Below are 12,652 nucleotides of genomic sequence, written 5' to 3'. Positions count from 1 at the left end.
CTAATGCAACAGTCCCGTTTGGATTGGCATCGGCTAGGCCGCGATCTTGGGAACCTGTCCCCCAAGCAACCCTAAGCGTCGGTTGGGGACTCCCGCAAACAACGCTTAGGGTTAATTATCTGCTACACATTTCGCTACACAGACAGTGGGCTGATGTAGATTCAAGTCGTTGAGAAAAATGATATAAAAAATCATAGATTCGAATCTTGGCGGATCCCCAGTCCGCCATTTTTACCCTGCATCCAGAGATATTGGTCGTTTGACGACATTGTCTTAAGCGTTGGTTTGGCGTGTCTGTCTTGCCGCGGTATTTTCCAGTCGCTTGGCATGAAAGTCCGATCCAAAAAGGGGCGGGCCATAAAGCGAAGGCGATGCTGCGGGCAACACACCATCGCAAATTTGACCGCCCATGAGGCCTGCGCGAAATGTGCGGGCCCGTGCCGCTGGGGCAGGGTGCTGTCATGCGTTAAAGGCGACATGTGGCGGGACGAACTGCAGCGCATAAACCTATTCCACCACACCGACAGCGGCGATTTGAAAAATCAGGCTTTTCCTGGAGGTTTGCGAAATTGGTGATTTGCGTTTCTGCCCGGGTCAATTCGCCTTAGTGCGTAAAGAGTGCCAAGCCAGATGAGTTGGATATTCGCGGATGCGCTTGCCATCAAATGGAAAAATCTGTCGTTGTTTCAAGCCGGCAGAGAATCACCTGCCGAAAATAGGTTCCTCTACGAACCTGATAAACCCTAAGGGTGTACCTTGCGGCTATAAATACACGTAAAAAGTGTGTAACAGTATAAAGTATTGTTTATTTTCAGATGCTTAAGTGATTGATGAAAATTGTGTCAACAACATGGCTGTCGTGTTAACATGTGATCGCAAGTCGGGAAAAAGAACTGCTTCTTTACCCAGTTGGACCTTCATTTTTTTTCGGAGGCCATATCTTGCGGAAACTTTTTGATAGGACTTTGACATGAAAACTCTATTCTTGGCTACTGCAGCCACGATCATTGCATCCGGCGCTTTTGCACAGGATGCTTTCATCACACAGCTTGGCGATGACAACGCTGCCGCGAACATCCAGACATCCCTGGGCGGCGGCAACCTGGCTGTCGTGCAACAGGTCAACAATGTGCCTGGTGGGTTCTTTGGGTTCCTGGGTCCGCAGGGTGACAACACGGCCGTCCAGTTGCAGCGTGGCGCTGACAACGATGCCTTTACCTATCAGGAAACGACCCGTTCGTCGAACGCATCGTTGATCCTGCAGACCGAGGAAACAGGCAACAACGTCGCCAGCAACAACATGGCGATCAACGTGATGGCGAACGGCAGCGACGACGACTTTACCGCGCAGACGCTCCAGTATGGTGACGACAACGTCGCGATCAACTGGATCGAAGAGGGCGGCAACGCCGTCGCAACGGGGTCGCCGGCCCTCGCGATGCCGGTGCTGGCCCTGACGTCCATTCCGAACCCGGTTCCGGGCGGTCTGGCCACTGTCAGCGGTTTCGGTTCGGTCTCCGTGAACTCGAACTGATACGTTTTCGATAGCCTCGGTCGCTTTTCGACCCTGCGCCGAAAACATCAACAGATCGGTGGGCCAAACGGGCCACCGATACCGTTTCTATTATTTATTCATTTTATAACGCGTTGGGATTGGACATGTTTTCCATCACCAAAACCTTTAACCACCCCGCCGCGATCTGTGTTCTTTTGGTGCTGAGTGCTGCGCCTTGTCTCGCTCAGGATGCCTTTGTCGCACAGGTCGGTGATGCGAACCGAGGTGCCAACCTTGATCTGACGGGTCAGTCATCATCGGTCATCGCGCAGATCGGAAACCGGAATACGTCGGTCCAGATGACATTGGGCGGTCGCGACAACCAACTGGCGTCGGTCCAGGTCGGGCAATCCAACCAGAACCTGTCAATGACCCAGGGACGCAAGAATATCACCGGCACGTACCAGTCAGGGCGCAACCATGTGGCAGAGGCGCTCGTGCTGGGGAATTTCAACAGGGTTGCGACCTTGCAGTTCGGTTTCGCGAACGCCTCGCGTGTCCAGGTCGACGGCAATCACACCGAAACCTACGTCACCCAGAACGGTGCCGGGCTGAACAGTAACGTCGCGCTGATCGACGGCATGGCTGCACGTTCTGCCGCGGCTGACCCCCTGGCTGTGCGTGTCAATCAGTCCATGGGGCAAGATCCGGTCAACGTTCGCATCATGCGTGATGCAGCCGGCACGCTGATGATCCAGCCGGGCACGGCAACAACTGTTTTGCGGCTGTCAGGCTAACCCAAATTGCGCGCCAACAGCGCCGCGGAAAAAGAAATACTTTGGTCATTAATGCGGAATTTCGACGAAAGCCGATTTTTCTGAGGGTTCTTTTATGGCTGAACGAAAAATTTCGTTGCGATTACGACACTTATGAATTTTTTATGAAATAAGGCCCTATCGCAATTAGTTTTTCTGGTTTCAACTGGGTTATATTTTCGATTTTCAAGCAGAGATTTATTATGAACATGGCATTAAAAACGGTGTTTGCCGTCGCGATTGCGGTCGCCGTACCAAGCGTTTCTTTTTCCGAGGATCGGAATTTCAATTTCCTCAGCCCAAGCTTTGGTGGAAATCCGAACAACGGTGTTTTCCTGTTCGGCGTCGCGCAGGCGCAGCAATCAGCGACCAACCGCGATTCGGATGAAGACGCGCAAATCGGTGGGATCGGTGGGGCGCCAGCCGTCACGGGTGGCAACATCGGTGGCCCGACGATCATCATTCCGATCAGCAACAGCGTGCCTTCGCCCGGTGATGTGACCAACACGATCCCCGGCCAGTAAGAACCGAGCAGAAAAAGAGTATCAAGATGCGCATCGCACCAATGATTGCAGTCTGCCTCGCGCTGGCTGGATGTAACACGCTTCCGCCCGTTGCAGACGTGATGACCCAACCGGCCGAACTGGCCCCCATGACCAGAACCGGCTTTACCGTCGAAAATTTGCCGCCTCCTCGTCGCCCGATCGACGTGGCGGTTTACGCATTCCCGGATCTGTCGGGCGCGAATGAACCCGTCGAGGATTTTGCCAGCCTGTCGCGTGCGGTCACACAGGGCGGCGCACATCTGCTGGTCGATGTTCTGTCGGATGTCGGGAATGGACGCTGGTTTGCGATTTCGGAACGCACCGGTGTCGACAACCTGCTGCGTGAACGCCAGATCATCGAACAGACCCAGAATGCCTACCAGGGTGTTTCGACATTGCCGCCGCTGCGGTTCGCCGGCACCCTGATCGAGGGGGCCATCGTCGGCTACGACAGCAACGACATCACCGGAGGCGTCGGGGCCAGTTTTCTCGGGATCGGGTCGTCGATGGAATACCGGCGCGATGTCGTCACGGTGTCGATGCGCGCTGTCAGCGTATCGAATGGACGGGTTCTGGCATCGACCACAACGACAAAAACGGTCTATTCTGCACTGGTGCGAAACGGATTGTTCCAGTTCACCTCTGTCGACAAATTCCTGGAAGTCGAGAGCGGTTATTCCCGCAACGAACCCGAAATCTTTGCCGTGAAGGAGGCGCTGGAGCTGGGTGTCCTGTCCCTGATCCTCGACGGTGTCGAGTCGGGCGAATGGGCGTTTGCCAATCAGCAGCAAGGTCAGGAAATCCTGAATGCCTTCAAGCGGCTCGAGGAACAGCGTTTCGCGCTACGCTAGATAAGGTGGCGCGCGCCCTGCAATGACCCAATGCGCGCCACAAAATAACTGTCTTTCATGACTAGCCCTGACCTGTGCAGCCCGTGCTGCGCAGGTTTTTCACCTTTGGGCCATGTCGCGCAACCGCACCGCGCGGCCTCTGTCCCAGTTTCAGGACGAGGCTATATTCATGAAAAAAGCAGTTATTTTCGCTGTCGGCATGTCGTTGTTTCCGCAATTTCTGGCCGCACAGGACGCATTCGTGGCACAGGTCGGTGACCTGCGTGTCAGCACCACGGCACCCGTTTCCCAGCAGATCACCGTCGCCAGCATTCAGGCGTCCGTTCCGACAGTGATGCCCGACCGCGCCGGCATCGCGGCAGGCTTTGACGACAGCCTGCTGCCTGCCGTTGCCGATGCCCGGCCCTATGCCAACGTGGCACAGACCGGCACCAACCACAGCGCATCCATCACACAAGGCGGGCTGCATGCGGCGCTGATCCAGCAGACCGGAATGGGGCACATGGCCACGATCACGCAGACCGGCGGGACCATGAACCGCGCAGCCATCATCCAGGCCAGTTCGAACGCGACCGCGGGGATCAGTCAATTCGGTTCGCGCAACCGCGCACTCATCATCCAGAACTAGGCCGGGCCGCGCGCCCGCCTGTCATGCGCGCATCACTCTCGGTGTGCCTGGTCCTTGGGCCAACTCACCGAGAGTTTGCGCGCGATGTCCGCGTTGAACAACGCGCCGATCGCATTCGACAGCCGCACCGATTTGTGCATCAAGGACATCAGTTTCCTGCGGTCCCACCGGACCAGCTCTGTGCCCTGCAATGCGATCACGTCGGCGGTCGCCGGGCAATCCAGCAGAAACGAAATTTCTCCGATGAAATTGCCGCTGCCGACCGCCACGTTCCGCCCGTCGTCGCGCAGGATAACCTGCCCCTTTGACACCAGATACAGATAGTCTGACCGGACACCTCTGGTGCAGATCGACAAATCCTCGGGGGTCGTGATCCAATCCGCGTGCCGCATGATCTTGCGAAACTGGCCCGGGTTGAGGGTCGTGAACGTGCCATACAGGACCAGCATGTCGTCCGACATGCCCAGCGTGGATTTTTCGCGCAGGATGACCAGTATCATGATGACATTCGCCAGGCCGATCATCGCGCTGGCAAATATGGCATCCCACAGCGGAACATCCGAAACAAAGAAGTAATATAGAATGTAGAACATCGTGCCGATCAGCAGCAGACCGCGCAGCAGCAGTTCGTTCCGCACCAGCAGGCCCAACACGTAGAACAGCAGCGCAATCTGCACGAAAATGCCGGCCGTAAAGAGGTAAGAGATATCCACCGCGCCACCCGTTCTGGACGTAACCCTGTCGGTATAGAACCGCATCGCGCCACACATCAAAATAAAACTGCTTTGACTTGATCTGATCAGGGACGATCCTGCGGCCCAGACTGGCAACAAAAATGACTTCCTGTGTCTTGGGACACAGAACCGCTGCGGCGGGCCATGTACCAAGATCGCATTCAATGACCAAATTATTTCAGTACTTTGATTGTCGCCGCCGGGATCGCTCGCGCGGCGGCAATTATTCTTGCGGGGCAAAAAAATGCGGTGAAGGCCGTCAGGCCCCCACCGCCAGAGGTATCAGGAGATGTCGAGACCCTGACAGGTCAAGGGGGCGCGTGATGTGCGCTGCGGCACAGGACCTAGGGATCGGCGGCATCCATCAGCCGGTCGAGGTCGCGTATATCGATCCGCCCGCGGTCCGTGGCGATGATCCCCGATTTTGCCAACCGCGCAACGGACCGGCTGACGGCCTCACGGTTGGAACCGACAAAGCTGGCCAGCGCCTCGTGGGTCGGCACATCGGTGATGGTGCCGTCTTGGACCAATTGCTCCTGATCCTGCGCCAATTGCATGATGCGGATGGCTACCCGCGTTTCCACGTCATGCATCACCAACCCGAACAGACGGTCATTCATGCTGCGCAGGCGCTTGCCCAGTTCCCGCGCCAGATTGATCGCGATCCGGGGAAAGGTCATCATCAGCTCGGTGAAATCGGCCTCTGTCAGACGCGCAATCCGGCAATCGGAACTGGCCGAAATCGTGATCGACCGCGCGGCACCGTCCAGCGCGGCCATTTCGCCGAAATGCGCCCCTGCGTCGAATTCCGTGAACAAGATCTGCCGGCCGCTTTGCGCGACAAGTTGCCCGATCACCGTGCCCGACAGGACAAAGAAAACGTCGGTTGCCAGATCCCCGTGCTGCATGATCAGGCGACCCTTTGGCACGGTCATCACCGTCATCCTGTCCGCGATACCCTGCAGATCATCCTCGGCGATGCCGCAAAACAGGTCGCTGGCCGCCAGATCAAGGGCACCTTGCGTTTCAATCCTTGAACTTGCGGTCATGGTCTCAACGCTTTCAGGCAGGGGACGCACATCATCGGTGCCGAATTTTTTCAAAATGATGATCAATAGGTTAACATGTCATCACGCTTGCGCGAGTCGCAATTTGAAGGACATCGCATTTCACCAAAGGATTTTTCATGCCCGCAAATTTTTCATCCAAACGTATCGCAGATGCACAGACTTTTGCCGCATGGCATGCTGTCCCTGATGCAGATTTCAAGGGCCTTGGACTGACGCGCGACCAACTGAAACAGGCGCAGGCCAGCCTGTCGGGCAATATTATCTTCAAGGGCGATCCGACCTACGATCAGGCGCGGCAGATCTTCAATCCGATGTTCAATGCCTATCCCGGTGTCATCGTCAAATGCCAGACAGAGGCAGATGTCGGCATCGCACTGGCGCTGGCACGGCAAATGCCGCTGGGATTCTGCCTGCGGTCCGGCGGGCATTCGACCGCAGGATATTCCACGACCAATGGCATGTTGATCGATGTCTCGGCGCTGAACCAGATCGTCTACGATCCATCGGGCACGCAGATCACGGTCGGGACAGGGGTGAATTTCGGCCAGCTGTTCCAGGACCTTGATGCAAAGGGGTTGAATGTGCCGGGCGGCGAATGTCCCGATGTCTGCGTGGGCGGTTTCGTGCAGGGCGGCGGCTACGGGTTCACCTCTGGCATGTATGGTTTGAACTGCGACAATGCCGTCGGCTTTCGGGTGATGCTGGCCGACGGCACGATTATCCGCGCCGACGCGCAGACCAATCCGGACCTGTTCTGGGCGCTGCGTGGCGGCACAGGCGGCAATTTCGGCATCCTGTTGTCGGTCGACCTGAAGGTGCGCCCTGTGGGGCAGATGACCGGGTTTGCCTATGCCTGGCCCCTGACCAGTGCAGCGGGCATCAGCAACGCTGCGGCCGCGATGGCGGTGCTGCAAGCGGGGTTTTCCGGGCAGGGTGCCACCGACACGCATATGACGGTGCAGACCTCCTTGTGTTTTCAGAACCATATCGACCCCATGCAGCCCCCGCCACCAGCCGGCACGCCGTTGAGCCCCTATTTCATGATCCGGGGCATGTCGGATCAGGACCCCGGCACCGTGGCACAGACATTCGCCGCCATTGCCGCCATGCCGGGGTGCATCACGCAGTGGATCGCGCAGGGGTCGTTTCGCAGCCTTAACGACAAGCTGCTGAACTATCCCCAAGGGATGCCGGTGCTGGATCAGATGCCCTTTGAGGACAAGTCGAGCAGCTACATCGCCCGCAATCTGTCCGCGCAGGAATGGGAAAACCTCTTTGCGCTCTTTGCCAGCGCGCCCAACAACATGGCCTACGGATATGGCGAACTGTATAGTGGTGCGATCACCAGCGTCGGCACCTACGACACTGCGTTCATCCACCGCGAGGTGTCGCTGAACATGGTCATGGATGTCTATTGGCTGCTGAACGCGGACCGAGAGACATGCGAAACCTTTCTGGCGGACTGGAATGCGGCGGTCGCGCCGCTGTCGAACGGGGAATCCTACCAGAATTATCCCAGTGCCGCTGACCCTGCGTTCATCGAACGGTTCTGGGGGGCGGCCTATCCCGTGCTGCAGGCGGTCAAGGCGAAATACGACCCTGACAACGCCTTTGCCTTTCCGCAGCAGATCTGGGCCGACCCGACCAAGGCCCCGGTCAAGGATCCCGGCGTGCCCCCCGGTGTGATCGCCGCCCTGCAACGCCCCGTGACCGTAACCTTGCACTAGGATTCCATGACCATCGAAACCGCAGATCCACTGGTTCACTGGCTCCATCAATTGGGTCTGGGCCAATATGCGCAGGCTTTTGCGGATCATGATGTCACGCTGGACATCATGCCTGAACTGACGGGCGAGGACCTGACTGAAATCGGCGTCAAGTCGGTCGGCCACCGTCGCAGGTTGCTGACCGCGGCCAAGGCATTGTGCGATGCCCCTGCGCGGGCGACCGGGACCAGTATCAACCCGCTGCCCGATACGGCCAATGCTGCCGAACTGGGCGAGGGGGCCGAACAACGCATCATCACTGCGATGTTCTGCGATCTGGTCGGGTCCACGCGGCTGTCGACGCTGGTCGACCCCGAGGAATATCGCGATCTGATCGCAGGGTTCAGGCAGATCATTTCGGATGCGCTGGTGCCCTATGACGGCCATGTCGCCCGGTTTCTGGGTGATGGTATCGTGGTGTTCTTTGGGCTGGCTCGGGCGCAGGACCATTCCGCCGAAAACGCGGTCGCTGCGGCACTGGACATCATCCAGCGGATTGCGCGCGACGACCGGTCAGATGATCGCAGGGCGCAGGTGCGCATCGGTATCGCGACCGGGCTGACCATCGTGAACGGTCAGAACCCCGACGGCGACCAGATCCAGATCGATGATACGATCGTTGGCGAAATTCCGAACCTCGCGGCCCGGCTTCAGGCGGCGGCGGCACCGGATACGGTGTTGGTGTCGCAGGCAACCCGCGACCGGTTGGGTGACCTCTTTCGTTTTGAGGATTTCGGCTTGCTGACGCTCAAGGGCATCGCGGGCGGCGTTCAGGCGTGGCGTGCGATCGATCACGCCAAGGCGGACAGCCGGTTCGAAGCCCTGCGATCAAAGGCCCCGGCGACCGGTTTCGTCGGTCGCGCGTCGGAAATGGCGCAACTGATGGAAGCAGCCGGGCGCGCCGCCGCAGGTCAGGGGCAGGTGTCACTGATCATGGGGGATGCGGGCATGGGAAAATCCCGGCTGGCCCGCGAATTGCTGGACAAGACGCGCAGACCATCGGCGCCGCGCCTTTTCATGCAATGCACCCCCTACCACCGCGGCACGCCGTTTCATCCGATCCGGCGATCCATCATTCGCCTGACCGAACCGACTTTGGACAGGCCGCACCTGCCGGTGGCGGATTTTCTGGCCCAATTCGGAATGACGGATCCCGAACAGGTCGCCATGCTGTCTGATGTGCTGGACTCTCCTGCGCATGATCAGGTCAATGCGCGCCGTGCGCTGGAACAGCGCACGGCGCAGATCACGATGCTGACCGATCTGTTTTGCGCAATGGCCCAACAGGCAGGCACGATCATTCTCGAAGACATGCAGTGGATCGACGCCTCTACCATCGAAGTGCTGTCGCGGGTTGCAACCAGGCTTGATGGCCTGTCGGCCCATCTGCTGGCAACCATGCGCATGGGCGAGGTGCCGCAATGGTGCGAACTGGCCCGGGCGCAGGTGCTGGTGCTGGACCGGTTGCCGCCGACGGATTTCAATGAACTGGTGCGCGCCATCGCGCGCGCCAATGCACCGCATGTGTCACTCAGCGACGATCAGATCGCGGAAATCGCGATCCGCTGTGACGGAAGCCCGGTTTTTGCCGAAGAACTGACGCGCTTTGCCCTGGATCGCGCGGCAGAGCATCCGGGTGCCGGAGACCATCCGCTACCGGCGACCTTGGCGGATTCACTTCTGTCACGCCTTGACCGGCTGGAGACCGGGCGCGAACTGGCACAGCTATCGGCGGTGATCGGCAGCGAATTTCCCGTCGATCTGCTGATCGACGTGTCCGACCTGCCAAAATCCGAGGTGTTGCGCGGCGTGTCCAGCCTGATCGAGGCCGGTGTCCTGCGGCGCGGTCACAGTCCGTTCGGTCCGGCAGTCGGATTTCGCCACATGCTGCTCAAGGATGCGGCCTATCTCACATTGTTGCGCCGCGACCGGATCAACCTGCATGCCCGGATCGCCCGCACCATGACGCAGCGGTTCCCCGAACTTGCCGCGACGGTGCCGCAGATCGTGGCACACCACCTGTCCTGCGGTGGCGATCTGGAAGGCGCCGTCACATTCTGGGACCGCGCAGGTTCGCTTGCCGCCGGACGATCCGCCTATTCCGAAGCGATCGTCCATTTCCGCCGCGCCATCGAAGACTGCGCCAAGGCCCCCGCCGGTGCGGACCTCGAAGAGGCGGAACTGGCGGTGCGCATCCATCTGGTTGCCGCGCTGGTGTCGGCTTACGGGTTCAACTCGGCTGCGGTCCACACGGAAATGCCACGGGTCGAGGCGCTGGGTGCCGCACTCAAGAGCACAGGGCAGATGCTGCCGCTGCTGATTTCCAAATGGGTCTTTGCCGGTGCCAGCAGTCAGTTTTCCGCCTCGCTCGAGGTAGCCCGCCAGATCGAACAGCTGACCCGGGACAACGGCGAGGCAGGCGACCTGCTGGCCAACCGCTGCCTTGGCACCTCGCATCTGTTTTGCGGCAATCTCAAGGAGGCTGACAGACACCTGCGCGCGTTTTTTGAAACCTATGAGGCCGGCACCCATGACGTTTGGCTGGACAGGTTCGGCAGTTCGCATCACGGGGCGATGTCGGCGGTCGGTCTGGCCGAACTGGCTGTTTTGGCATGCGACGGAGCAGAATCGCAGTACTGGTCGGACATGGCAAGAAACCTGTCAGATTTGAGCGGGCAGGCCCATGATCTTTGCCACTGCACGTTCTTTCTGGGCTGCGTGCTGCCGCTTTTGCTGGATGAATACGAGGTGGTGCAGGTCCACGCCGACCAGTTGCGTCGCATCGCGCGGGCGCATCAGTTGGAAACCTGGGAAATCTACGCGGATCTGTTTGATGGCACCGCCCTGATGTCGCAGGGCCAACTGGACAAAGGATGTGCCCTGGCCGATGCCAGCATCTCGCGCATCGGCCATATCGGTGTATTCCTCGATTTCTGCATGGCCCTGCATGCAGAGGCCTGCGTCAGGGCCGGGCTGATCCCGCAGGCCAGAAAAAGGTTTCAGGCGACCGGCCCCACGCTGCTGCAACAGAAAACCTGGCTATCGGCGGAATTCGGTCGCATCGACGGTCTGATTGCCCACCACGAAAACCGCGATCCCGAACAGGTGCGGGCCATTCTGGACCGCGCGCAGGCCGTCGCGGACCAGCAGGGCGTCGTGCTGTTTCAGCGCAAGATCGCTGCGACCCGCGCAGCGATCACCGCTGAAGTGACTGACTCGCTATGAATCCTGACCCTGGATATCGGCGGGCAGCAGCGCGTCTGGCATGTTCTGATAGCTGACCGGACGTGTGAAACGTCTGATTGCCAGCGTGCCGACAGATGTTGCGCCAAAGTTTGTGGACGCAGGGTAGGGTCCGCCGTGCACCATGGCGTCAGCGACCTCGACCCCCGTGGGGAACCCGTTGACCAGCAAACGCCCCGCCTTGCGTTCCAGAACGGGGACAAAGGGCCGTGCCGCCTCGGTGTCGCCGTCGTCCATCTGTAGCGTCACCGTCAACTGACCGTGCAGGCTGCGCGCGACCTCCAGCATTTGTGCGGGTCCGTTCGTCGTGACGACGATGCCCAGCGGGCCAAACACCTCTTCGGCCAGATCTTCGTTGCCCAGCCAGTCCTCTGCGCTGACGCGGTAGACGGCAGGGGTCGCGGTGCGGCCTTCGCCGGTGCCGGACACCAGTTCAGTGACGCCGCTGGCCGCAGCGACCTTGGACACGCCGCTACGGTAGGCGCTGGCGATGCCTGTCGTCAGCATGACTGCGGCGTCGGCCCCGGTCAGTGCGTCAGTCGCAGCGGCGCAAAAGGCGTCGAGGTCGGCACCAGCTGGGGCCACGACGATACCGGGATTGGTGCAGAACTGACCCACGCCCATGGTCAGCGATCCGGCCCAGGCCGCACCCAGATCAGACGCACGCGCGGACATTGCCGCAGGCATGATGAACACCGGGTTGATCGAGCCGAGTTCACCGAAAAACGGAATCGGCGTGGGGCGGGCAGCACACAGGTCATAAAGCGCGCGACCCGCACCCAGCGACCCGGTGAAACCGACGGCTTGGATCAGCGGATGCTGCACCAACGCGCCGCCCAATTCGTGGCTGGTGCCCTGGATCAGTGAAAACGTGCCTGCAGGCATGCCGCATTTTTCAATCGCCGCCTTGATCGCGTCGGCCACGATTTCACCGGTAGCGGGGTGCGCGGGGTGGCCCTTGACCACGACCGGGCAACCAGCGGCCAGCGCCGACGCGGTATCACCGCCAGCGGTCGAAAACGCGAGCGGAAAGTTCGACGCACCAAAGACGGCGACAGGCCCGATGGGGCGCTGCACCATTTTCAGGTCAGGCCGGGGCAGGGGGGCGCGGTCAGGCAATGCTGCATCATGGCGACGGTCAAGGTAGGCACCCTTGCGGATGTGTTCTGCAAACAGGCGCAGCTGGCCCGTGGTGCGGCCCCTCTCGCCTTGTAACCGGCCCTCTGGCAGGCCGGTCTCGGACACGCCCAGCCGCGTGATGTCCTCGCCGCGTGCCTCGATCTCGTCGGCAATGGTTTCCAGAAACGTGGCGCGGTCCTCGCGCGTGGTCCAGCCGTAGGTGACAAAGGCCTCTTCTGCCGCCTGCACGGCGCGATCAACCTCGGCCTCGCCGCCAGACGAATAGGTTTGCCCGTCGCCGGTGACAGGTTGCGAGGTAAAGGTCGCGTCGCTGGCCACCCATTCGCCTGCGATCAGGTGTTTGCCATGTGGTTCATAGGTCATCG

Annotated in this window: 10 protein-coding genes; 7 read left to right on the top strand and 3 right to left on the bottom strand. The window is 59.8% G+C overall.

Annotated elements, in window-relative coordinates:
- Window positions 1-970 precede the first annotated feature (970 nt).
- From AN189_RS11435 to AN189_RS11415, 5 genes are all read left to right on the top strand, one after another.
- A complete protein-coding gene (locus AN189_RS11435; RefSeq protein ID WP_056035704.1) occupies window positions 971-1,534 on the top strand; it encodes a hypothetical protein in 564 nt (187 codons plus the stop codon).
- Window positions 1,535-1,659: 125 nt separating this feature from the next.
- Window positions 1,660-2,292, top strand: coding sequence for a hypothetical protein (locus AN189_RS11430; protein WP_056035699.1), 633 nt, complete (start codon window positions 1,660-1,662; stop codon window positions 2,290-2,292).
- 221 nt (window positions 2,293-2,513) lie between these two features.
- Window positions 2,514-2,834, top strand: coding sequence for a curli assembly protein CsgF (locus AN189_RS11425; RefSeq protein ID WP_056035694.1), 321 nt, complete (start codon window positions 2,514-2,516; stop codon window positions 2,832-2,834).
- A gap of 26 nt (window positions 2,835-2,860) precedes the next feature.
- On the top strand, window positions 2,861-3,706 hold the full coding sequence (locus tag AN189_RS11420) for a CsgG/HfaB family protein (RefSeq protein WP_083484369.1): 846 nt from the start codon (window positions 2,861-2,863) through the stop codon (window positions 3,704-3,706).
- Window positions 3,707-3,875: 169 nt separating this feature from the next.
- A complete protein-coding gene (locus AN189_RS11415; protein WP_172794900.1) occupies window positions 3,876-4,334 on the top strand; it encodes a hypothetical protein in 459 nt (152 codons plus the stop codon).
- 32 nt (window positions 4,335-4,366) lie between these two features.
- On the opposite strand, the gene AN189_RS11410 is transcribed toward AN189_RS11415, so the two are convergent.
- Window positions 4,367-5,092, bottom strand: a complete 726-nt coding sequence (locus AN189_RS11410; RefSeq protein WP_056035686.1) for a Crp/Fnr family transcriptional regulator — start codon at window positions 5,090-5,092, stop codon at window positions 4,367-4,369.
- 320 nt (window positions 5,093-5,412) lie between these two features.
- Window positions 5,413-6,117, bottom strand: coding sequence for a Crp/Fnr family transcriptional regulator (locus AN189_RS11405; protein ID WP_157057463.1), 705 nt, complete (start codon window positions 6,115-6,117; stop codon window positions 5,413-5,415).
- A gap of 137 nt (window positions 6,118-6,254) precedes the next feature.
- Here AN189_RS11405 and AN189_RS11400 point away from each other — a divergent pair, with 137 nt between their 5' ends.
- Both AN189_RS11400 and AN189_RS11395 read left to right on the top strand, forming a co-directional pair.
- Entirely contained in the window at window positions 6,255-7,865 is a 1,611-nt protein-coding gene (locus AN189_RS11400; protein WP_056035680.1) for an FAD-binding oxidoreductase, read from the top strand.
- A gap of 6 nt (window positions 7,866-7,871) precedes the next feature.
- On the top strand, window positions 7,872-11,129 hold the full coding sequence (locus tag AN189_RS11395; RefSeq protein WP_056035678.1) for an adenylate/guanylate cyclase domain-containing protein: 3,258 nt from the start codon (window positions 7,872-7,874) through the stop codon (window positions 11,127-11,129).
- On the opposite strand, the gene AN189_RS11390 is transcribed toward AN189_RS11395, so the two are convergent.
- Complete coding sequence (locus AN189_RS11390) at window positions 11,124-12,650, bottom strand: aldehyde dehydrogenase (NADP(+)) (RefSeq protein ID WP_056035675.1); 1,527 nt, start codon at window positions 12,648-12,650, stop codon at window positions 11,124-11,126. The genes AN189_RS11395 and AN189_RS11390 overlap by 6 nt on opposite strands.
- Between the last annotated feature and the right edge of the window lie 2 nt (window positions 12,651-12,652).

This window comes from Loktanella sp. 3ANDIMAR09, assembly GCF_001420005.1.
In the GTDB taxonomy this organism is placed as follows: Bacteria; Pseudomonadota; Alphaproteobacteria; order Rhodobacterales; family Rhodobacteraceae; genus Loktanella.
Note: the sequence above shows the minus strand (reverse complement) of the source record. Positions and strands in the feature narration are given on the sequence as shown.